22 protein-coding genes are annotated in these 22,699 nt (G+C 53.6%); 11 read left to right on the top strand and 11 right to left on the bottom strand.

Going from position 1 to position 22,699, the window contains the following annotated elements:
• Positions 1 to 53 precede the first annotated feature (53 nt).
• The 4 genes from AAIG39_RS10560 to pptA are packed head-to-tail and all read left to right on the top strand — an operon-like array spanning position 54 to position 2,538.
• Positions 54 to 1,067: a LacI family DNA-binding transcriptional regulator gene (locus AAIG39_RS10560; RefSeq protein ID WP_090084314.1), complete on the top strand. Its 1,014-nt coding sequence runs from the start codon at positions 54 to 56 to the stop codon at positions 1,065 to 1,067.
• A gap of 4 nt (positions 1,068 to 1,071) precedes the next feature.
• Positions 1,072 to 1,602: an AAA family ATPase gene (locus AAIG39_RS10555; protein ID WP_090084316.1), complete on the top strand. Its 531-nt coding sequence runs from the start codon at positions 1,072 to 1,074 to the stop codon at positions 1,600 to 1,602.
• A 32-nt stretch (positions 1,603 to 1,634) separates the two neighbouring features.
• Positions 1,635 to 2,252: a glutathione S-transferase family protein gene (locus AAIG39_RS10550; RefSeq protein ID WP_090084317.1), complete on the top strand. Its 618-nt coding sequence runs from the start codon at positions 1,635 to 1,637 to the stop codon at positions 2,250 to 2,252.
• Positions 2,253 to 2,307: 55 nt separating this feature from the next.
• A complete protein-coding gene (gene pptA / locus AAIG39_RS10545) occupies positions 2,308 to 2,538 on the top strand; it encodes a tautomerase PptA (RefSeq protein ID WP_249572321.1) in 231 nt (76 codons plus the stop codon).
• Positions 2,539 to 2,653: 115 nt separating this feature from the next.
• Here the strand turns inward: pptA and AAIG39_RS10540 are convergent, their stop codons facing one another.
• Positions 2,654 to 3,226, bottom strand: coding sequence for a flavin reductase family protein (locus AAIG39_RS10540; protein ID WP_343193804.1), 573 nt, complete (start codon positions 3,224 to 3,226; stop codon positions 2,654 to 2,656).
• Positions 3,227 to 3,420: 194 nt separating this feature from the next.
• Between AAIG39_RS10540 and AAIG39_RS10535 the strand changes: the two genes are divergently transcribed.
• Positions 3,421 to 4,515: a malate/lactate/ureidoglycolate dehydrogenase gene (locus AAIG39_RS10535; RefSeq protein ID WP_343193803.1), complete on the top strand. Its 1,095-nt coding sequence runs from the start codon at positions 3,421 to 3,423 to the stop codon at positions 4,513 to 4,515.
• A gap of 31 nt (positions 4,516 to 4,546) precedes the next feature.
• Here the strand turns inward: AAIG39_RS10535 and AAIG39_RS10530 are convergent, their stop codons facing one another.
• The gene (locus AAIG39_RS10530; protein WP_090084322.1) at positions 4,547 to 6,346 is read right to left on the bottom strand and encodes a sensor domain-containing diguanylate cyclase; all 1,800 of its coding nucleotides are present in this window, start codon (positions 6,344 to 6,346) and stop codon (positions 4,547 to 4,549) included.
• Positions 6,347 to 6,590: 244 nt separating this feature from the next.
• Between AAIG39_RS10530 and AAIG39_RS10525 the strand changes: the two genes are divergently transcribed.
• The 4 genes from AAIG39_RS10525 (at position 6,591) to AAIG39_RS10510 (ending at position 10,867) form a co-directional block, all read left to right on the top strand.
• Positions 6,591 to 7,292, top strand: coding sequence for an ABC transporter ATP-binding protein (locus AAIG39_RS10525; protein ID WP_343193802.1), 702 nt, complete (start codon positions 6,591 to 6,593; stop codon positions 7,290 to 7,292).
• Positions 7,289 to 8,251, top strand: a complete 963-nt coding sequence (locus AAIG39_RS10520; protein ID WP_343193801.1) for an ABC transporter substrate-binding protein — start codon at positions 7,289 to 7,291, stop codon at positions 8,249 to 8,251. The genes AAIG39_RS10525 and AAIG39_RS10520 overlap by 4 nt, the downstream gene beginning before the upstream one ends.
• A 42-nt stretch (positions 8,252 to 8,293) precedes the next feature.
• A complete protein-coding gene (locus AAIG39_RS10515; protein ID WP_343193800.1) occupies positions 8,294 to 9,949 on the top strand; it encodes an ABC transporter permease in 1,656 nt (551 codons plus the stop codon).
• A gap of 75 nt (positions 9,950 to 10,024) precedes the next feature.
• Entirely contained in the window at positions 10,025 to 10,867 is an 843-nt protein-coding gene (locus AAIG39_RS10510; protein ID WP_343193799.1) for an arylamine N-acetyltransferase, read from the top strand.
• Positions 10,868 to 11,001: 134 nt separating this feature from the next.
• Here AAIG39_RS10510 and AAIG39_RS10505 read toward each other — a convergent pair whose 3' ends face one another.
• From AAIG39_RS10505 to ppk2, 4 genes are all read right to left on the bottom strand, one after another.
• Positions 11,002 to 11,478, bottom strand: coding sequence for an RES family NAD+ phosphorylase (locus tag AAIG39_RS10505; RefSeq protein WP_090084330.1), 477 nt, complete (start codon positions 11,476 to 11,478; stop codon positions 11,002 to 11,004).
• A complete protein-coding gene (gene parS, locus AAIG39_RS10500; RefSeq protein ID WP_249572313.1) occupies positions 11,478 to 11,924 on the bottom strand; it encodes a type II RES/Xre toxin-antitoxin system antitoxin in 447 nt (148 codons plus the stop codon). Before parS ends, AAIG39_RS10505 begins: the two co-directional genes overlap by 1 nt.
• Positions 11,925 to 11,989: 65 nt before the next feature.
• Entirely contained in the window at positions 11,990 to 12,871 is an 882-nt protein-coding gene (gene yddG, locus AAIG39_RS10495) for an aromatic amino acid DMT transporter YddG (protein ID WP_343193798.1), read from the bottom strand.
• 289 nt (positions 12,872 to 13,160) lie between these two features.
• Positions 13,161 to 13,979, bottom strand: a complete 819-nt coding sequence (gene ppk2 / locus AAIG39_RS10490; protein ID WP_249572311.1) for a polyphosphate kinase 2 — start codon at positions 13,977 to 13,979, stop codon at positions 13,161 to 13,163.
• Positions 13,980 to 14,220: 241 nt separating this feature from the next.
• Between ppk2 and araJ the strand changes: the two genes are divergently transcribed.
• Positions 14,221 to 15,396, top strand: coding sequence for an MFS transporter AraJ (araJ, locus tag AAIG39_RS10485; RefSeq protein ID WP_249572310.1), 1,176 nt, complete (start codon positions 14,221 to 14,223; stop codon positions 15,394 to 15,396).
• Between the two features lie 235 nt (positions 15,397 to 15,631).
• Here araJ and AAIG39_RS10480 read toward each other — a convergent pair whose 3' ends face one another.
• The 4 genes from AAIG39_RS10480 to AAIG39_RS10465 form a co-directional block, all read right to left on the bottom strand.
• Entirely contained in the window at positions 15,632 to 15,895 is a 264-nt protein-coding gene (locus AAIG39_RS10480) for a hypothetical protein (protein WP_343193797.1), read from the bottom strand.
• A 159-nt stretch (positions 15,896 to 16,054) separates the two neighbouring features.
• Positions 16,055 to 16,423, bottom strand: a complete 369-nt coding sequence (locus tag AAIG39_RS10475) for an STY0301 family protein (protein WP_090084339.1) — start codon at positions 16,421 to 16,423, stop codon at positions 16,055 to 16,057.
• A 318-nt stretch (positions 16,424 to 16,741) separates the two neighbouring features.
• Positions 16,742 to 17,179, bottom strand: a complete 438-nt coding sequence (locus AAIG39_RS10470; RefSeq protein WP_343193796.1) for a VOC family protein — start codon at positions 17,177 to 17,179, stop codon at positions 16,742 to 16,744.
• A gap of 178 nt (positions 17,180 to 17,357) precedes the next feature.
• Positions 17,358 to 19,073, bottom strand: coding sequence for an ABC-F family ATP-binding cassette domain-containing protein (locus tag AAIG39_RS10465; protein WP_343193795.1), 1,716 nt, complete (start codon positions 19,071 to 19,073; stop codon positions 17,358 to 17,360).
• Positions 19,074 to 19,449: 376 nt separating this feature from the next.
• On the opposite strand from AAIG39_RS10465, the gene AAIG39_RS10460 reads away from it, so the two are divergent.
• Complete coding sequence (locus AAIG39_RS10460; protein ID WP_343193794.1) at positions 19,450 to 20,865, top strand: glutamine synthetase family protein; 1,416 nt, start codon at positions 19,450 to 19,452, stop codon at positions 20,863 to 20,865.
• Between the two features lie 98 nt (positions 20,866 to 20,963).
• Here AAIG39_RS10460 and AAIG39_RS10455 read toward each other — a convergent pair whose 3' ends face one another.
• A complete protein-coding gene (locus AAIG39_RS10455) occupies positions 20,964 to 22,661 on the bottom strand; it encodes an NAD-dependent malic enzyme (protein WP_090084345.1) in 1,698 nt (565 codons plus the stop codon).
• Between the last annotated feature and the right edge of the window lie 38 nt (positions 22,662 to 22,699).

Here is a 22,699-nt window from a genome sequence, read left to right as displayed (position 1 = left end):
GCTAACAAATCGCTTATAATCTCTGACACAAAAATAAGCCGTTGTGAGTTCACATGTCGAAAACCTCTCGTCCAGCGCCGCCTCGCGCACCCACATTAGAAGATGTCGCCCGCGCGGCAGGATTGTCATCCATGACCGTCAGCCGGGCGCTGAACACGCCGCAACTGGTGCGCCCTAAAACCGTGGAAAAAGTACTGGCGGCGGTCAAGGCCACCGGGTATATCCCCAATGCGCTGGCCGGTGGCCTGGCGTCCCGGCGCAGCAAGCTGATTGCTGTGGTGGTACCGCAAATCAATAACAGTATGTTCGTCGATACCATTCAGTCGATAAGCGATGAGCTGGCGGTACGCGGTTATCAGATGCTGCTGTGTGTGGCGGGTTATGCCCAGCAAACTGAGGCGGAGCTGGTCGCCACAGTTTTGTCGCGTCGTCCGGACGGCATTGTCCTGACGGGGATTCACCACTCGACGGAATTAAAGCGTGTGATCCTCAATGCCAGCGTACCGGTGGTGGAAATCTGGGATCTCACCCCCACGCCGCTGGATATGCTGGTGGGCTTTTCCCATGAAAAAGTGGGGGAGGCGACGGCAGATTATTTGCTGCGTAAAGGTTATAAACGGCCTGGCTTGCTCTGGACGGTGGATAATCGCGCAGCGCTGCGTAAAAACGGCCTGTGCGAGGCGCTGGCGCGTAATGACATTCACAAGCCTGCCCATGTGGATGTCTCACTTCCGGCGCGTTTCGCCTCGGGACGGCAGGGGCTGCGCGACCTGCTGAAAAAGGGCAGTTTCGATGTGATTGTCTGCAGTTCGGATACTCTTGCGCAAGGGGCGATTGTCGAAGCACAGGCCAGCGGGTTGCGGGTACCGCAGGATCTGGCGGTAATCGGTTTTGGCGATCTGGATTTTGCCGCCGATACCTGTCCCTCCATCACGACGGTCAGCGTCGATCGGCAGATCATCGGTCAGCGTGCCGCCACGCTGCTGGCGGACCGCATTGAAGGGCTGCCCCAGGAAGAAACTATTGTGGATATTGGTTTTCATTTTGTAGAAAGGGAATCGGCGTAATCATATGAAAATTAATGTGATCGGCACAAGCGGCAGCGGTAAAAGCACGCTTTCGCGGCGGCTGGCCGCGCAGCTTAATGTGCCCTATATCGAAATGGACAGGCTTTACTGGCTGCCCGAGTGGCAAGGGCGCAGTGATGAGGATTTCTACGCATTGCTGGAAGAGGCGCTGAATGCCACCCCCGGCTGGGTACTGGATGGCAATTACAACCGATCCCGCCCAATCAAATGGCGGGATGTTGATCTGGTTGTCTGGGTGGATTACGGCTTCTGGCGCACCCTGCGCCAGGCGGTTATTCGGGTTGTTCGCCGGGCCTGGCAGGGAAAAGAGCTTTGGCCGGGCACAGGTAATAGGGAAAGCTTCCGCCGCGCATTCTTTAGCCGCGAGTCAATCCTCATCTGGACATTAAAAACCTGGCGCAATAACCGGGTGCGTTACGCTGCCGATATGGCGAATCCGCAGTATCAGCACATCCGCTTTGTCCGTCTTACCCATCCGGATCAGGTCGATACCTTTCTTGCCAGTTTGACGTAGACTTACTGTTCACTCGCAAGAAAGGAGGTCGTATGATCACCGTTTATGGCGCACCCGGCTGGGGTTCAGCCATCAGTGAGCTGATGTTGACGCTGGCGGATATTCCTTATCAGTTTGAGAATGTTGAGGGATTCGATTCGCCGGGGCACAGTCAGGAAAAATTACTGAAACTCAACCCGCTTTGCCAGGTGCCTACATTGCAACTTGACGATGGCAGCATCATGACGGAATCGGCTGCCATTGCGCTAATGATCCTTGATGAACGCCCGGATCTGGCACCGCCCTCCGGCACACCTGAACGTAATCAGTTCTGGCGGCTGTTGGTCTGGCTGGTGGCAAATGTTTACCCGACATTCACCTATGCCGACTATCCCGAACGGTTTGTTCCCGATGCAGCGGATCAACTGCGCGAGCGCTGTATAACGTATCGTAAATCACTCTATCTCTGGCTTGAACAGCAGTTACAAGCTACGCCGTACGCGTTTGGCGAACAGCTGACTTTGTTAGATATCTATATCTGTGTGATACGAACCTGGGGACCACGGCACGACTGGTTTAAGGAGAATACGCCCAAAATCGCCGCCATTGCCGATGCGGTTTGCGCCGTGGAGAAGCTGCAGCCTGTTTTGCGCCGTAACGACATTATTTGATAACCGGCGCTTTTTCAGTGTGGTAGGTTGATAGGCCCATAACAAGGAGCACACCATGCCACACATTGATATCAAATGTTTCCCACGTGACCTGAACGATGAGCAAAAAACCGCGCTGGCTGCCGATATCGCCGATGTCATTATTCGCCATCTGGGCAGTAAAGACAGTTCAGTCAGCGTCGCATTAACACAGATAGACCCGGACGCATGGAAAAGCGAAGTATGGGATACGCAAATCGCACCGCAGATGGAACGGCTTATTAAAAAGCCCGGTTATCAGATGTGAAAGGCTGAAAGGGAAAAGCAAACCGCAGTGAATCATGCGTTGCCCGGAGAAGGCGTTGACGCCGCATCCGGGAATAATGACCTGCTGTGCTGTTCTTACCGGGGCGATTTTCGGATCACCCCGGCACTTTTATCGACTTGCCGCTGGTGACGAAATTGCCGCCGCCCAGATGGTGGATGGTATTCAACTGGTCATCATCAAACTGCCAGTGACCGTTACTAAAGGCGCGCTCATCCGCTGCCGCAGAGACGACCTCGCCAAACAGGGTGTCATACTTATCCTGTGCAGCTGTCGGCGGCAACAGGCGACACTCCATCCACGCCAGACATTTTTCCTCCACAACCGGCAAACCCAGTACCGGGCCCGCAAACGCCGGAATCCCGTAACAGTTGAATTTGTCCTCGTCACGACCGCTAATACTGCCCACCGCCCATGTCCAGCGGGTAGCCGCAACGCCCGGCACCACAATGCCGAACATCCCGCTGCGCTCTATCAGCTCCCGCGACCAGGTGCTTTTATCCACCACGATGGCGATACGGGCGGGAGAAAACTCAACGGGCATCGACCAGGCCGCCGCCATGACATTGCGATGGTCGATACTCTCATCACGACTGGTAATGAGTACGGTAGGGCCGTGATTCAGTAAGCGGCTGGCGTGATCCAGCGCCACCGGGCGGAAAAAACTCATAAGCCACTCCTTCGTTCTGTCATGCAGGAATTAAAGCACAGATGCCCGGCACTGACACCGTGGATTGCATGTTTATCCCGCTCAGAAACAATCTCCAGGTCATTATTCTCTGTGTCAGTACAGTTATTGACCTCAGGCAAGCTCAGATGCAGCATGGAAATGCAGACAACAACATAATAAATGGAGAATTTTCAATGAATACAGGGCTTCGTCTTCATCCCCGCCGCTTGCACCATTTTATCGAGAAAATCCTGCACTATGCGGGCAGCGAGCCACAGGAAGCTCGCCTGGTCGCGGAGCATCTGCTCGCGGCGAACCTTGCTGGACACGATTCTCATGGCGTAGGGATGATCCCGAGCTACGTTCGCTCCCTTGAGCAGGGCTACCTGCAACTTAACCGCCATGCCAGCGTGGTGAAAGATATGGGCGCAGTGGTTACCCTGAACGGGAATCGGGCTTTTGGCCAGGTCGCTGCGCATGAAGCGATGACACTGGGCATTGAAAAGGCCAGACAACACGGCCTCGCCGCCGTTGGACTTCATAACGCCCATCATATCGGGCGTATTGGCTACTGGGCCGAACAGTGTGCCGCGGCCGGTTTTGTCTCTATCCATTTTGTCAGCGTAGTGGGCGATCCGATGGTGGCCCCCTTTGGCGGTAAAGACAGCCGGTTCGGAACCAATCCTTTTTGCGTGGTTTTCCCACGGGAAGGACAACCGCCACTGCTGCTGGACTACGCCACCAGCGCCATTGCATTTGGCAAAACGAGAGTGGCTTACCATAAAGGCGAGCCGGTGCCCGATGGCTGTCTTATCGACGCGCAGGGACGTCCCACTAATGACCCGGCGGTCATGCACCGTTCACCGCTGGGTTCACTGGTGACGTTTGCGCAACATAAAGGATATGCGCTGGCGGCGCTGTGCGAAATTATGGGGGGCGCGCTTTCCGGAGGACTAACCACCCATGAGAAGACGCTGCAGGCCAGCGTCGATGCTATTTTTAACTGTATGACCACGATTATTTTGAACCCGGAAATGTTTGCTGCACCGGATATGCAGCAACAGACACAGGCCTTTGTTGATTGGGTGAAACAGTCGCCGCATAGCAATGACGAGCCGATTCTGGTGCCTGGAGAGTGGGAAGAAAATAACCGCCGCCTGCGTAAAACACAGGGGATTCCGTTAGATCCGGGGAGCTGGCAGGGGATTTGCGCGGCGGCAGTGCGCGCCGGTATGCCGCAGGAGGAGGCCGATCGCTTGCGGGTAGATTGTGAACAAGTGACACTGTAACGAAATGGCTGCGCGCCGCGCAGCCGTTATCTCAGGAGGAAAGGAGCTTTTGTGGCGCGTTTGCGTTGCGGGCAACCACAATCTGGCCGCGCCCCTGTTCTTTAGCCATGTAGAGTGCAAGGTCCGCCGCACGGATCAGATTCGCTGCCCGCGCATGCTGCGGCCATGTAGCCAGACCGATTGAGATCGAAACCTGCCCGATATCATGGGATTCATAGAAAATGCGCTGGTTCAGTACATTTTGCAGCAACAGTTCAGCCAGTTTTCTGGCATCCGCCTCGCTGGTATCAGGCAAAATAATCAGAAACTCCTCGCCGCCATAGCGGAAGGCAACACCGTTATCTCCCACTGTTTCCTGCAATAAACGCGCAATTTCGCGCAGCACTTTGTCGCCCGCTTCATGCCCGTGGCTGTCATTAAGTTTTTTAAAGTAGTCGATATCGATCATCAGGCAACTCAGACAGGTTCCGTTTGCCATGGATTGATCAACCAGGGTGCGAAGGGTCTCCTCCAGATTATGGCGGTTACGCAACCCCGTCAGCGAGTCATGGGTTGCTTTTTCCGTCAGGGTATCGCGCAATATCTGGTTTGCCAGCGCCAGTGCGATGGTCTCTGCCATCAGCTCCAGATAGGCGTAGGTGGGCTCTTTCAGTTGTTCATTGTCGAAGGTCAGTAAGCCGATAATCTTGTTTTGCGCAATTAACGGCACACAGATGGCCCTTGCGGCAACCTCCGGCATAAGGTGTTCGCAGGGCATATCTACCGAATCATGCGACGGGCAGTGCAGTTGCCCGCGTTTTAACGCCCAACAGGCATCGGGGGTAAATGGCGCATCCTCGCCAGGCGGCAACAGCCAGCGGACCGCACATTTCATGCGGTTTGTCCGCGAATCCAGAATATAGAGTCGTCCCCCCATGTCAGGGATTATCTTCGGCGCGAAACGGCCAACGACCCTGACAATGCCTGCATGGGAATCGCAGCCCTGCAGGCGTTGCGTCATCCTCGCCAGCAGGGTGCGCGAAGCCCACTCGGCATCGCGCTCTTGTTCCAGCCGCTGGCGGGCAAGGCCATTTTCGCGAAAAATATGGATTGCCTGGGCCATATCGCCAATTTCATCGACCTGCGCCAGTACCGGTGTTTCTACCGCGTAATCCTGTGTTGCCAGCCGGTTCACCACGTCGCTCAGGGTAACCACCGGGCGCAAAATGCGGCGTTTGATAATAAAACCAAGCACAAACAAGAAAAGCAGGGCGGTAACGCCCACCATCACTTCGGAGACGGTGCGTAGCCGCTGCGATAGCGCCGTCGCCTCGGCAATCACGCTCGCCGTGCGTTGGTCTGACAAACTACGAAAATGGGCAAAGCGGTATTCGGCCTGAGCAAGCTGGTCTTCGTACTGCTGCCCAAAGATGATATTCATAGCCTCATTAATATTGCCCGCTTCCACTGCAGATATTGCGGCACGCTGCTCATCTTCAAGTTGATCAAAGACTTTAAGGCCATCTCTGAGGATCAGAATTTCTTCTGACGTGGCGCCGTTATCATGCATACCCAGCAAATGGTTTTCGAACTGGATATCTTTCTCCAGCATTTGTCGCCAGGCCTTGATGTTTTCCGGCTGCCGTTTCACCACCGCCTCACGGGCAAAATCAGTCAACGCGTAGGCTTCTCTTTCCAGTTCATCGGTCAGCGTATCGAAAAGGCGGCTCTGGGCGACGGCTTCGCGTTCAGCCCGGTCCGCACTGGATGCGCTGAACAACGCAACGCCTGAGGAGAGCGTCAGAACAACGGTTGCGATATAAGCAAAATTTGTGATCGTTGCGATACGCACGTAATCACCTTTTTGTATTAGGGAAAAATCAGGAGAGATGTTCTAAGGGTTTACTATTCTTCTATATAAATCAAGACGCAACATTATCGTAATTTTTACGTCACATTACCTGCCTATAGTCAGCGGCATCAAATCCCAAAGAGGATAACAACATGTTTGCCCCCCTGACGTTCGTGCAGGTGGACGCCGCCCGTTGGATGAAGACCACGGGTATCAGGCGCGTTCTCATTGTGGGAGTGCGCTAATGGATGCGTTCACCGAAATCCGCCTGGAAGGTGTGTCGTATGCCTTTGGCAGCAACACCGTTCTCAATCAGATCGATCTCCTTATTCCCGCAGGTACTATCGTGGCATTGCTCGGCCCCTCAGGCTGCGGCAAAAGTACGTTGTTGCGTTTACTGGCCGGATTAACACAACCTGCTGACGGCACGATTACCTTCGGTTCGCGTCTGGTGGCGAAGGCCGGATGGGCGTTGCCGCCGGAGTCCCGTGATATTGGCATGGTTTTTCAGGACTATGCGCTTTGGCCACATATGACGGTGGAAGAGAATGTCGCTTTCCCCTTAAAGATGCGCAATGTCCCGCGTGCTGAGCGTGAAAACCGCGTCCTGCAAGCGCTGGCACGCGTTGGTCTGGGCGAGTTTGCTAAACGCAAGCCCTCAGGGCTTTCTGGCGGTCAGCAGCAGCGAGTGGCGCTGGCACGAGCCATTATCGCCGAGCCGCGTGTGCTGTTATTTGATGAACCCCTTTCCAATCTCGACAGCGAGTTACGCGAATCCTTATGCCGCGAGATGGCATCACTGCTTCGCCAGCTCGGCATTACCGCTGTTTATGTCACCCATGATCGTCGGGAAGCCGAGATCCTCGCTGACCGTATTGTTCATTTGTCTGCCGGACGTGTAGACGCGATTCGTTCTGTTACAACATCCTCAGGGGAACTTGCATGAAAATATCAGTGAAACAAGGAGTTGCTTTGGCCATGGTATTATCGTCCGTTATGATCTCCAGCGCGCATGCGCTTACCGTTTACACCGCCGGGCCAGGTTCACTGGCGAAAGGCCTGGCCAGTGGATTTGAGAAGAAAACCGGGGTGAAAGTGGATATTTTCCAGGCTACAACCGGCAAAGTCATGGCGCGCCTTGAAGCTGAGCAGGCCAACCCGCAGGCGGATATCCTGATCTCTGCCTCCTGGGATACGGCAGAAGATCTGCATAACCGCGGCTGGTTGCTGCCTTATCAGAGCGCTAACGCCGATAAAGTACCTGAGATGCTCAAAAGCACGGATTTTGTCGCGCAGGGCGTTTCTGCGCTGGGTATCGTCTGGAATACCAAAAGTGGCACTTCGGAACCGAAAGAGTGGAAAGATCTGACCGCGCCCGCGTTTAAAGACAAAGTCACCACCCCCGATCCGGCCCTCTCTGGCGCATCACTGGATCTGCTGATTGGCCTGCAAAACGGCATGGGCGACAGCGCCTGGACGCTGTTTGATGAACTCAAGAAAAATGGCATGGTGGTCAGCGGCCCGAACGCACAGGCGGTCACGCCGGTCATGCAGGGGGCAAAAGCGGCGGTGTTCGGTGCGGTCGATTATGTCACTTATGGCAACATTGAGCAGGGCGAATCATTGAAAGTGATCTTCCCGGCCAGCGGAACCGTGATTGCGCCTCGCCCGATGATGATCCTCAAATCCACTCAGCACGAAGCCGATGCCAAAGCGTTTGTGGATTACGTGCTGTCGCCGGAAGGGCAGAAACTGGTGGCCGATGCCTGGCTGATGCCTGCGCGTACCGATGTGCAGGCAAAACGCCCGCTCTTTAACGAGCTGAAGATTCTGCCGACTAAAAACGACGGCACCAGCGAGCGCGGTGCTGTGCTCAAGCGCTTTAACAGACTCTTTGCTCAGTAACCATTGCCCGACGGGGGCAACCCCGTCTTCTGGATACTCATCGTGAACCAACGATTAATCTCGCTTGTGACCGTGGCCGTTCTGATGGTTCTGGTCGCGCTGCCATTGCTGTTTATCGTTTTGCAGGCTGTTTTCCCGCAATTTAGCGCAGGCTCTCTTAAGGGCGCATTTTCCGGGGTACGCCCGCTGTTTTGCGACCCACAACTCCCGGCGATGTTTGCCGGAACGCTGCAAATAGCCGCAGGCGTTGCGCTTCTTAGCGCCTGCATTGGCCTGCCGTTGGGTATTGCGCGTGGACTGTTCGATTTACCCTGTCCACGGATGTGGGATTTGCTGTTCCTCATCCCGTTTCTGACACCACCTTATATTGCGGCACTCTCCTGGATGCTGGTTTTGCAAACTAATGGGTATCTTGCTCAGTTGCTGGGGTTCGATCTCAATACATTGCTGTTTAGCAAAAGCGGGATCGTGCTGGTCATGACGCTCAATATTTTTCCGGTCGTTTACTTCGCCGTATCCCGAAGTCTGTTGGCCAGCGGGCAGCGTCTGGCGCTGGTTGCCCGTGTCCATGGCGCAACGGCCTGGCGCGCCTTTTGGCATATCACGCTGCCGATGTTATCGCCTTCGCTGGCGGCAGGCATGCTGCTGGCCTTTACCCTGGCGATTGAAGAGTATGGTGTCCCCGCCGCGCTGGGTACCCGCTCCGGCGTGGTGATGCTGACCGTAGGTATCGAGAAAAAACTGGCCGACTGGCCTATCGACCTGCCGGGCGCATCAATGCTGTCGCTGATGCTGATCGTGATTGCGCTTAGCGCCTGGTGGCTACAGGGCAAGCTGACGGGGGGCAAAGACGTCACCAGTGTGACCGGAAAACCTGCGGAGAATACCGGCGCGAAGCTCGGTATTGCGGGTGTGCCGGTAGTGCTGGCAATGGCATTTATCGGCTTTCTGGCGGTGGTGGTGCCTGGGTTTTCTATGGCGATAACCGGGGTGATGTCGACCCTGTCAGGCGGCTTATCGCTGGCAAACGCCACCACCGCTCATTATGCCGCGCTGTTTGCTCAACAGGGTGACGCCCTGTCAGCGCTGGGGACCAGCTTGTCACTGGCCTTTGCGTCGGCATTGATCACCGGCGTTGTCGGGCTACTTGCCGCCTGGCTTGTGGTGGTGCAACGCATCAAGGGGCGAAGTGTCATTGACGCGCTGTCGCTGATGCCGGCGGCACTGCCGGGTATTGTGGTGGGGGTGGGACTGATTCTGTTGTGGAACCGCACGTTCTGGCCCGTCTCGCCGTATAACACCTGGGCTATTTTACTGCTCTCGTACTGTTGTCTGCTGCTGCCCTGGCCGGTTCGCTATGTCGGAAGTGCGCTGCGTCAGCTGGGCGGGAATCTGGAGCCAGCCGCCCGTGTTCATGGTGCCAGTGCCTTACAGGCATTGCGTTTTATTGTTCTGCCACTGGTCTTTCCGGCCATGCTGGCGGCGATGCTGATGGTCTTTGCTATCGCCTCGCGTGAACTGGTGACATCGCTGCTGCTGGCCCCGGCGGGGACCCAAACGGTGGCGGTCTTTATCTGGCGGCAGTTTGAACAAGGGTCGGTTGGACAAGGAATGGCGATGGCGACACTAACGCTCATTACCGGACTCGCACTGATGCTGACCGCGCTGGCGATGATGCAGCGCAGCACGCAACGATAAATGCAGGGCACAAAATCTCCTGTGCGCTAAAAAAAATGAGATATAACAGAAGGACATCTATTGCAGGAGCTTCTTATGACCTCGTTTCTGGACGACTATTTCGCCCGTATTCGCTATACCGCTGTCCCCGCTGTGGATCTGGAAACATTACGTACGCTGCATCTGCAGCATAACAGCAGCATTCCGTTTGAAAATATTGAGGTCGTGCTTCCTCGTGAAATCGAACTGAGCGAGGAGGCTATCTTTAATAAACTGGTGACTGCCCGCCGTGGCGGTTACTGTTTTGAGCAAAATGGCCTGTTTGAACGCGTATTACGCGAAATCGGCTTTGAAGTTCGCAGCCTGTTAGGGCGTGTGGTTTTGGCAAATCCGCCACATATGCCGCCGCGCACGCACCGCGTGGTGCTGGTGACGTTAGGAGAGGAGCAGTGGATTGCTGATGTCGGCTTTGGCGGGTTAACGCTCACCGCGCCTGTTCGCCTCAAGGCAGAGATTGAGCAGGAGACGCCGCATGGTCTGTACCGTCTGCAACAGGCCGGGCCGGACTGGATTTTGCAATTTCGTCACCACGATCGCTGGCAGTCTCTCTATCAGTTTGAGATGGGACAGCAATACCAGGCCGACTTTGTAATGGGAAATTTCCACTCAGCTCACTGGCCGCAATCGCACTTTCGCCACCATTTGCTGATGTGTCTGCATCAGCCTGACGGCGGAAAATTGACGCTGACAAACTACCACTTTACTCACTGGCAGAACGGGCATGTGGTGGAGGAGAAGACCTTAGCGGATACACAGGCATTGTACGACGTAATGCAGCAACGATTCGGTCTGGGTACGGATGATCCGCGCTATGGTTTCAGCGTTGAGGCGCTCGACACCGTAATGTCGCGTTTCGACCTTCACGGTGAAGGGGCGTAGATAAATGATGGCATCCAGATGTCGGTCAAACGCCGTATCGTCGACATCTGGCAGCCACGTCTCCATCCTCAGCACCTATGCGCCTTTTAGCTCGCGCGGGCGGTCGACTGGGTTTTAACAGTGTCGATAATCAGCTAGCAGGCACGGCTAAGACGCGGGTCCAGCATAAAGGGTTCGGACTTTACGCTCTTAAGGACTTTCGCCGCCTGTGGGTGTTCGGGGTTAAACAGCGCGTTCCATTCACCGGTGATGGTGCTGGGGACACGCAGTATCAGTCCGTTTTGCGTTGAGGCAAGCCAGTCATCACCGATTTGTTGCGTTGAAACAGGCGGCGGGTCGGCTTTCCAGTCGGCGGGCAGGGCGGTCAGATCCAGCGTTGCGATAAGGTTACGCGGCACATCGAGGGTTAAAAAACAGTAACCCAGAGCGATATCTTCAATCTCAAGGTGTACCAGCGTTTCCAGCACACAGAGGGCTTTTGATTCGCCCAGATAGACGCATTCATGCCCGGGTGAATTCCAGCGCCCGCCAAAGGTACGTGCGCCGTAGCCATCGAAGGCGGTCAGCGCATAGCGCTCTTTGACCAGACGCCAGAAAGTCACATTTTCCATTAGCCGATAACGCCATGCTCAAGGCGACCAATTAATGTCAGTACCGCCTCCGCTCCGGCGGGAGTGGAGAGCAGCTCTGCTGGTTTTTTACCACCCAGACCTTTAGCGGGTTTATTAAGCCAGTTGGCCATGCGTTGGCTGTCACCTTCAAATAACTCCCGGGCAGCGCTGATCACCCGCGCAAGCGTATAGACACGTGCGCTCTGTTCTGGCGAAAAGCGTTTTTCCGTGCTGTTAAGCCGACGGCTGTAGGTATTGCGGTCAATGCCGGCCATTCGGCACAGCGTGACTTCATCAAGGGAGACGGCGCCAGCGATATCACGCAACACACCTGCGCTCAGACCGGCGTTTATGCTGTCATGAGCGGCAATCGCCGTGGCGGGCAGCCCCAGGATGCTGAGCAGGTCGTGCGGTATCGCGCGTACGCCCGGTGTATAGAGTTGCATTATTCTGCTCCGTCTGTTCATTTGATATGAATTTTAGTTCAATTGAACAGGCGGCGCAATGACCACTATTGATGACGCGTCGCCCACCAGCAAAGCAGAGACCCGCCGCACACCATAAACGCGCCCTGCCAAAAGGAAAACGAGAGCGGGGTGCTCAGCACTGCGGCCGCCAGTGCCGAGGAGAGCACCGGCGTGAAATAGGATGCTGCTGCCAGCACGGCAACATGCCCGTGTAAAATCCCCGTATTCCAGGCGGCATAACCGAAGCCCAGCGCAATGGCGGTCATCACCAGTTTAATCACCACAGGAAGTGTAAAATGCATGGGCGGTTGACTGGTCAGAGCAAACTTTACCCATAAGGTCGCCGCCGTCAGTAGAATAAAGAGCGTAATGCCATTGGAACCTTTGGCATATTTACTGGTAACAGTACAGTAAATCGCCCAGATAAAAGCACCGGCAAATGCAAGAGAATAACTTAACGGGCTGGAGAGAATATTTTGTGTAATGTCATGGATATTTAATCCCTGTTCGCCACCCAATACCCAGCTTACCCCCATTATTGCCAGAATAAGTCCCGGAATTACCCACAGCGTGGCTTTTTGACCATTAAACAGGATTGCAAATAAGATGGTTAAGCCTGGCCATAAATAGTTAACCATACCGACTTCAATCGCCTGCTGGCGGGTTCCGGCAAACCCCAGTGACAGGGCAAGGCAGAGTTCATAGCTGACAAATAAAACGCTGGCTGTCAGTAAATAGCCGCGAGGGAAACGGCGGATATCGGGAAAACCGACGGTGAGAATAAGCAACATGCCGCTCAATGTATAAATCATCGCCGCGCCGCCAACCGGACCCAGGCCTTCGCTGACCGCGCGGATCAGACCCACCATCGTGCTCCACAACAGGATAGCTAACAGCCCGAGCAACGTGGCTTTCTTCTTATTCATACAGCTCTATTCTCTTAAAAAACGGCAAAGAGGGAATTTATAGCACTATACGCACCATGACTACTAATAAATTACGCGGGTAGAAAAATCATCATAACAATCGCTCTGAACAATCATAGAATATGGCAATACGTTATTTTTTTGCGAGGAGAAGTTTTGAGGCGCATTAAATTGTCTCACCAATAAATTACCCTAATTCGCCTTCTGCGAGCGGAGTTAGAGAAAAAAGCAACGCATGAAATAAACATAACTGCATCGGCAGCGATAACCGATGCAGCAACAAAAGAGTTCAGAACGGTTCAGGAATAATACGAAACGGATAATGGGTGGGTTTGACTTTACCGATCTTGCGCTTTGGAAACTCAACCGGATCGTCCGGGAGATCCTCGTAAGGGATCTGCGTTAACAGATGGGTAATGATATTGAGCCGTACGCGTTTTTTGTCTTCTGAGCGGGCGACAAACCAGGGGGCCCATGAGGTATCAGAGGCTTCGAACATCGCGTCTCGCGCAACGGTGTAATCATCCCATCGGTCAAATGATTTGATATCCATGGGAGACAGTTTCCAGGTCTTGCGGCCGTCGTTTACGCGGTCGCGCAAGCGGCGCTCTTGTTCTTCCGGCGTCACCTCAAGCCAGTATTTCAACAAGATAATGCCGGACTCTACTATGGCGCGCTCCATCATCGGGACACTTTCCAGAAATTTATCCACTTGTTCCATGGTGCAAAAACCCATCACGCGCTCAACCCCGGCGCGGTTGTACCAGCTACGGTCAAAGATAACAATTTCGCCTGCGGCGGGCAGGTGTGGAAGGTAGCGCTGGAGATAAAGCTGGCTTTTTTCGCGCTCAGTCGGTGCAGGCAGGGCGACAACGCGGAAGATTCGCGGACTGACGCGCTCAGTAATCGCTTTGATGGTGCCTCCTTTACCTGCGCCATCACGTCCTTCAAATACGATACAGACTTTGAGCCCTTTGCTGACGACCCAACGCTGAAGTTTCACCAGTTCAACGTGAAGGCGACGTAACTCTTTTTCATATTCTTTGTTTTTAAGCGGCGCCGCATGAGGCGCCTGCGCGACAGGGCTGGTGTTCTTCTTTTTTCCCATGACTCTCTTCCTCTATTAAAAATGACGAGACGCATAAGAAGTGTAATGTCCGCGACGTGCCTGAGCGAAAAATAGTCGTGTCATTGTATTTCATCGACTTCCTGTGTTGCAGAAGGTCCGAAAGCATTCACAGCCTGAACTGAATCTATGGATGAATATGCCAGCGAGAGAGTTTGAACTGGTTCACACTTAACGAATGGTCAATAATGCTTGTTGCATTCTATTAACATGTGGTTGTGGTATGAAAAAAACGATTTTTTCGTTAGCGCTGGGCACGTTTGGCCTCGGCATGGCGGAATTTGGCATTATGGGTGTGTTGACCGAACTGGCGCAGGATGTTGGGATCTCCATTCCGTCGGCCGGCAATATGATCTCCTTTTATGCTTTCGGTGTGGTGATCGGCGCACCCATTATCGCCGTGTTCTCCAGCCGTTTTTCTTTAAAAACGATTCTGGTGTTGCTGGTCGCCATGTGCGCGGTCGGGAATACCATTTTTACCTTTTCATCGTCATATACCATGCTGGCTATCGGCAGGCTGGTGTCGGGGTTCCCTCACGGCGCCTTCTTCGGCGTTGGGGCGATTATCCTGTCTAAAATCGCACCGCCAGGGAAAGTGACGCTGGCCGTAGCGGGTATGGTCGCCGGGATGACGGTCGCTAATCTTGCGGGCGTACCGCTGGGAACCTGGCTTGGTCACGCTTTTAGCTGGCGCTACACTTTTATGCTGATTGCGCTGTTTAATTTGCTGGTGCTCGTTTCAATTCTCGTCTGGGTACCACAACTCTTTGATAAATCTGATACCCGTTTCACCGAGCAATTTCGCTTTCTGAAAAAGCCGGAGCCATGGTTTATCTTCGCCGCGACCATGTTTGGCAACGCGGGCGTCTTCGCCTGGTTCAGCTTTGTGAAGCCATTTATGCTGAACGTTTCCGGCTTCTCTGAGATGTTCATGACGATCATCATGATGCTGATGGGGCTGGGTATGGTGTTAGGCAATCTGCTGAGCGGCAGATTGTCCGGGCGTTATAGCCCACTGCGTATTGCGGCCACCACCGATCTGGTCATTGTGCTGTCTCTGCTTTTACTTTTTGCCTTCGGCGAAAACAAAATCGCCTCTTTAACGATGGGCTTTATCTGCTGCGCGGGCCTGTTCGCTCTGGCGGCGCCGCTGCAAATCCTCCTTTTACAGAATGCTAAAGGCGGTGAATTACTGGGCGCGGCGGGCGGGCAAATTGCCTTTAACCTCGGCAGCGCCATCGGCGCTTATTTTGGCGGGCTGATGATTACGCTCGGTCTGAGCTGGGATTACGTTACGCTGCCCGCAGCGATCCTTTCTTTCTCGGCCATGTCGGCGCTGCTGATGTACGGACACGTAAAGGCAAAGCGGAGACGCGCTGAGGTTAGCGCGCTGGCCTGAAAAAAACGCTCCCAGGGGAGCGTTTTTCGTAATGTGATCCCTTATCCATCACACTACCTCATGGGTACGCATGGAGAACCAGATTCATTCATTAACTTTTTGTTAATTATGAAGAAGAAAGATATGTTGTTTGCATTGCTTTTCTACTGTTTTTCGGCGTTGCAGCTAAATGTGTATTGCAGAATGAGGTTTTATGGCTGGCGAGAACAAGTAAAGCAACAAGGCGTTGAAAGCCTTACATGATAACCTCAAACAGTACGAACCTGGTAAAGCCCTGCGTGTACTCATCAATGCTAAAGGCTGTGGCTATGGTACTTGAGACACTACCGGATATTCTGGAGCGTGACAGTGGGCTGAAGTTAACCACGTACGCGTACAAGGGATAATTGACGATCTGCGCGATGAAATGGCCCGTCAGCAGGACCATGAGCAGGATGCCTCCGATAAGCTGGAGATACGTTGCCGTGTGGCCGGAACGCTCGCCGCAAATAAGCGTCACTGCAAGTGCTCCGGAATATAGATGGCGCAAGCCGCGTCCCGGAGATAATCCTTCTTTATGGAGGGGGGCTGGTGGCCCTGTAATTTACCTATTTCTCGTTCTTGTGGGAAAAGAATTGCCAGAAACACCGGCAGGGCGATATCTGGCAATAAGATGGGTTTATTCGCAGGAGGCGTAAAACTCTTCTTTACTGTATCCATACCACGCAGAACATTTTTTTGCTGTTTCCGGCACCTTTAGAACGATGGTCTTTTTACTTCCGGTGTAGTGGCATACAAGATATAGCGGCATATTATTTTCCCGGGCATAGTCCTGGTAATCTTTTAGCGTCCACTCTGTTTTATCCTGCGTATCCGGCATTAACTCGCCCAGATTTTTTGGCAACCCCTGAAAAAGGCTTACATCGTTAAGCCTGTGCGGCTTGCTATCAACCTGGAGTGAGTCCGGACAGGTGATTCCTTTTGCGTTTGCTACGCCAGAAAACAACATAATCGCAGCACTTAGCAACGCTGCTTTACTCCACGACATAGTAATTTACTCCATTGTTTTCAGCGCGAGGGGATGACCGAAAGTATATAGTCCTGGGTGAAACTGTGTGTGGAACAGTAATTGGCCTGCCAAAAATGACAGCAACGGCCAGAGGGCTAGTATACATAGTTAACCGCGTTGCTAATTTGCAACTCACAGCGCCGTTGGCGCCCCCCTGTGCAGCACGTCGATATCTAACGTTATCGTTCGGTGTGGTTCGCGCTGCTGTGTATTGCAATGGGTTTTGGCAACGTCCACCAATAAGAAAATCTATTTTTAAATCAATAACCTCTTTTCAATCCATTGCATGATGATCCATTAATCACATAGCCACGGCGTAATACTTAAGCCAACCAGCATGCCTTCAGGGCTGAGGAAACGGGTAATACTCTGCCCCCAGGGCTCCAGCCGATTTTCCACGAGCAGGGCGTAACCTTTTTCGCGCAGGTGACGGGTTGCGCTCTCGAGATCGGCAACTTCAAACTCAATCCAGCTTTGCGGAGCGGGAATATCTGCAGGCCATACTTCGCTGCCAAAGCAGGAGTGTGCCGCCTGGTGCAGGGGCCAGAGCGCAAAATGCTTTGCGCCGTCAAGTGCCCCGTGTTCGGTTAACAGATAATCTTCATTGCCCTCCATGGGCTTAACGGGAAGGCCTAACGTCTCCTGATAGAGCGCTTTACTCTCACCCACATTGCGTGGGACAGGGCCAAAACCTGCAATAAACAACACATCCAGGCCATGGTTCGAAATATCCATATCTGTTTCACCTCAGTCGGTATGCGAAAAAATGATGAAGCGCATTCGTGGCGGCATGGAAACGTATTTTGCCGTTATGCGCGGTCATTCTTAACGCTTACGTTATCATTTACAACTGATAACGTATTGGCAGCCACAAGAAAAAACAGGCGCCTAAAGCGCCTGTTTTACTTATATCTTACATCAGTAACCGGTTGATTCTTTCTATCTCCTCTCGCCACTGCGCCTGTAATAACGGTTTTTGATGCGCCGGTTTACGCGCCAGATCCTGCGCAAGACGGGTTTCCAGCGCAATCAGCTGCTCCAGTAACGCATCGCTTTCATCAACACGTACCGGTGATGCCGCTTTTGCCGTAACCGCAGGCTCATGCTCCTGTTGCTCCTGACGCAGACGTTCGTAGACCATTTCAACGTCATGCCATTCGCTAAACTGCCCCTGTTCAACCAGCCAGAAGCGGTTACAACTCTGACTAATCAGCTCACGGTCGTGGCTGACAAGCAGCACGCCGCCCGAGAATGCCTGCAGCGTCTGCATCAGTGCCTCTTTACCGCTCATATCCAGATGGTTCGTCGGTTCATCAAGCATCAGCAGGTTGTAGCGCGCCAGCGACAGGCCGACAAACAGCAGTCGTGAGCGCTCCCCACCGCTGAGTGTGGCCACTTTTTGTCCGTGACGAACCCAGGCAAACCCGGCGCTGATTAATGTCATTTTGCGCAATTCCGCCGATGGCGCGAACGGTTCCAGCGCCTCCAGAAGCGTCGCGTCATCAGGCAGTTGCTCCAGCGTCTGGTCATAGTACCCGGCGTGCAGGCGTGGATGAATCGCCATCCCTGGCGCCGCGATATCACTGGACAGTTGGCGCCAGATAAGTCGAAGCAGGGAGGACTTCCCGCAGCCGTTTTGCCCGATAATGGCAATCCGATCACCGGTTTTTACCCGTGCCAGTGGCACGGAAAAGAGCGGTGGTAAACCCGGTGCGGCGCTGACGGGAAGATTCTCCATCTCCAGCAAACGGTCGGCAATTAACGGTTCGCCCTGAAGCGTTAAACGCCACAGACTTCCTGCCGTCAGTTGCGTCTGACTCTCTTTGAGGCGTTCCACCTGCTTTTCCATTTGCTTTGCTTTGCGTGACAGATCTTCATTGTCATAGACCCGTCCCCAGGTCGCCAGCCGTTTAGCGCTGCTGGTGACCCGGTCTATCTCTTTTTGCTCGGCTTTGTGGCGCAATGCATCGCTGGCATCCCGCTCCTCCAGCGCCTGACGCGCGGCAGAGCAGGGTAGTGCGAAGTAATGCAGCCGATTATCGCGGAGGATCCAGGTGCCATTGGTCACCGCATCAAGCAACGCCCGGTCGTGAGAAACCAGCACAAAGCTGCCAGACCAGCGTTGCAGGAATCGCTCCAGCCAGAGCATGGTCGGCAGATCGAGGTGGTTACTGGGCTCATCCAGAAGTAATAAATCAGGATCAGTTATCAACGCACGGGCCAACAAGAGTCGGGTGTGTTGCCCACCACTGAGGGTTGCCGCAGGTAAGGCTATCTCATGTTCACTCAGGCCCATCCCGGCTAACAGCGCTTGCGCACGCCAGCATTGTGTATCACGTTCGCCAGGCTCGAGTCGGGCAAGCACCGCGTCAAGCAGGGTGAGGTCCAGTAGCGTGTCAGGCAGGTGTTGCTCAACCCGCGCCATCAGACAGTGATTGGCCACAGAAACGCTGCCCGCAGAAGGCAAAACGGTGCCATCAAGGACTTTCAGTAGCGTACTTTTGCCACAGCCGTTGTCGCCAATGAGACCCAGACGGTCGCCTTGTTTCAGGGTAAAGGAGATATCAGAAAATAACGGACCAAACGCCGTTTCAACACGTAATGATTGTGCAGACAGTAATGTGCTCATTGCTTACTCAAGAGTTACAGGCATAGAAATGCCTCGTCAAACATCGCTGACGATAACCCGGTAAGCCCGAGGAAGGGTGTTAGTTAGCTTCGCTCAAGCCGAAGTTATCGCAGCACGATACCGATAACGCTTGAGCTGGTGCGATCACCAAATACATGTGAAACGAGAAAACGTTCACAGTACGACATAATTATCCTCCTTTTATTTATCAGATTTATGGGTGAAAGCAGTGTAGCGAGGTTTTACACAGGATGCCAGCATCGCCACCAGGGAGATTTACACTTTTTTTATGCCGGTTAATTTCCTTTTTACAGGCTCTTTATACCGCTTATTTTATGCTGAGTTTATCGCCGCGAGGCCTGAATGAATGAAACCCATGAACTCACTGATGAACTTTACCTCACTGAAAAATATGCGCGCCCTTTTCCCGTTTACGGCATCATCCTCTGCGGTTGTTGCCCTTATGGATATATCAAAGAAGAGGATCGAAAGTGATTTTGCGAAAGAAGTTCACCATTATCTGGCACGCTACCCGGATACCCGACACGTTGATATTTATCTGACCGATACCAGCGGTATATTTCGCGGAAAACGCATTGCCGTCGCTGCATTAAACACACTGGCACGCGGATGTTATTTCCCGCAGTCGGTTTATACCATGGATAAAAAAGGCAAGGTCATCAGTCGGTGTGAGAATGACAATGCAGAAGATGAGCCGGATAATCTCTGTGTGCCCGTGCCCGGAACATTGCGTCCCAGCGCTCAGGATCCCCGGCATCATGCACAATTATTACTGATGATGCGCAATGATGAAGGCGACGGTTTTGAGTACGATCCGCGCTATATTCTCGAAAAAGTCCTGGCGAAATTTCATTATCACGGTTTATATCCCGTTATCGCGCCGGAAATCGAATTTTATCTTATCGATCCGCAACAACAACATCAGCAAGAACAGCAAGAAGCCGGGTGTTTTCATTTGTCGCTCTCGGCCGCAAAGACAGCCTTTGTTGAAGAGCTGGAAACCATGGCCGCCGCACAAAACTTACCGTTGTCTGGCGTGGTCTGTGAGGCAGAGCCTGGGCAGTTTGAACTGAATTTGCACCATTCCAGCGATGTGGTCGCGCTGTGCGAAAACGTTCTGGCATTACGCAAATTAACCTGTGCCGTCGCGGAGAAACAGGGCTTGCAGGCGAATTTCATGGCGAAGCCCTTTTCTGCGCTCGCGGGCAATGGTTTACATTTTCATATCAGCCTTAACAATATCCATGGCGAAAATATCTTTGCCGCCGATGAGGGCGAGCTCAACGAGATGACCCGTCTGTGTCTGGCAGGTTTGCTTCGGCTTATGCCCGCGTCGTTAGCCATCATGGCACCGGGAGTCAATGGATTCAGGCGATTGCGCAAGCGTATCGATACGCCGATATTCAATGCATGGGGTTTTAATAAGCGCTCGGCCGCGTTGCGCATCCCGTGTTCAGATAAAGCGGATCGCCGTATTGAATACCGTCTGGCCGGTGCCGATGCCAATCCCTATCTGGCCATGGCGACAATACTGACCGGTATGTTGTACGGACTGGAGCAGGTTAGCGACGCCGATCTGCCGGATATCCTCACTACCGCGCCAGTGCTACCGCTTTTCCAGCAGGATGCCCTCACTGTCTTCGGCGAATGCGATTATCTCAAAGCGGCGCTGGGGGCTGAATTTTCCCGTTACTGGATCCATAGCCGGTTGATGGAATTAAGCGCATTCGAAGGTATTGTGACAGCCGAAGAGACGCACTATCCAGGATGAACCGCTCCTGTGCGGGAAGTTATCTGGCCGGGAAAGGCGCAAACAGAGACGGGTAAGAGAGAAGAAAGCCCGGCAACATCGCGTTGCCGGGCTGGCCATCAGATAGAGGTCCGACGATAGTTGCGATACTCCGGCAACCAGAAGTTATCGTCAATCGCCTGCAATAGCGCCTCTTCGGAGGTTTTCACGGCAACACCTTGTTGTTGGGCGACTTTTGCCACCGCGAAGGCAATCGCGCGTGAGACGGTATGAATATCTTTCAGCTCCGGTAGTACCAACCCTTCGCCGTTAATGACCAGCGGAGAGTACTTCGCCAGCGTTTCACTGGCCGACATCAGCATATCGTCGGTAATACGCGATGCGCCGGACGCAATCACCCCCAGACCAATGCCGGGGAAGATATAGGAGTTATTGCACTGCGCAATGGGCCAGGTTTTCTCATTCCAGGTCACCGGAGTGAATGGGCTACCTGTAGCGACCAGCGCCATACCGTTCGTCCAGCTGATAATATCCTGCGGCGTTGCTTCAACGCGTGAGGTCGGGTTTGACAACGGCATGACGATCGGGCGTGGGCAATGCTTGTGCATTTCACGGATGATCTCCTCCGTAAACAGCCCCGGCTGACCAGAAACGCCAATCAGAATGTCCGGTTTTACGTTGCGCACAACGTCAAGCAGAGACAGTGCCTCGGTCTGCGCGTCCCAGTTCTGCAGATTTTCGCGCTTTTGTACCAGCCTGGTCTGGAACGGCAGCAGGTTCGGCATCTGATCGGTGAGCAGACCAAAGCGGTCCACCATATAGACTTTCTGCCGGGCATCAGCTTCGCTTAATCCTTCCCGCTGAGTCTGGGCAATAATCTGCTCCGCAATCCCGCATCCGGCAGAGCCTGCTCCGAGGAAGACAATCTTCTGATTGCTGAGCTGGCTACCTGCAGCGCGGCTGGCGGCAATCAGCGTACCTACGGTCACGGCGGCCGTTCCCTGAATGTCATCATTGAAGCAGCAGATTTCGTCGCGGTAGCGATTAAGCAGCGGCATTGCGTTCTTCTGGGCAAAATCTTCGAATTGCAGCAGCACATTCGGCCAACGATGTTTCACCGCCTGAATAAATTCATCGACAAACGCGGTGTAGTCGTCGCCGGTAATACGCGGGTGGCGCGATCCCATATAGAGCGGATCGTTGAGCAACTGCTGATTGTTAGTACCGACATCCAGGACCACCGGCAGGGTATAGGCCGGACTGATACCACCACACGAGGTGTAGAGGGAGAGTTTACCAATAGGAATCCCCATCCCACCGATGCCCTGGTCACCGAGACCGAGAATACGCTCACCGTCAGTGACGACAATCACTTTGATGTTATGGTTCGGAACGTTTTGCAGTATGTCATCCATACTGCCTCGGTCTTGCCAGGAGATAAACACACCGCGCGCGCGACGGTAGATTTCGGAGAAACGCTCGCACGCCCAGCCCACAGTAGGGGTATAAATGACCGGCATCATCTCATCGAGATGGTTCTCGACCAGACGATAAAAGAGGGTTTCATTGGTATCCTGGATATTACGCAGGTAAATATGTTTATCGATATCCGTCTTAAAGCCCTGGTACTGTAACCAGGCGCGCTCAGCCTGTTCTTCTATGGTCTCCACCACGGCTGGCAGCAGCCCCAGAAGGTTGAAGTGACTTCTCTCTTCTGTGCTAAATGCGCTGCCTTTATTGAGAAGTGGAAACTCAAGTAATACAGGCCCGGCATAGGGAATATACAGCGAACGGTTTTTATTATGCTTCGTATGCATTTTACAGCTCCTAAGTCGACGATTCCGTCGCGAATGCC

Source organism: Phytobacter palmae, assembly GCF_039409775.1.
GTDB classification, from domain to species: Bacteria; Pseudomonadota; Gammaproteobacteria; order Enterobacterales; family Enterobacteriaceae; genus Phytobacter; species Phytobacter palmae.
This window is presented reverse-complemented; position numbering and strand designations above follow the sequence as displayed.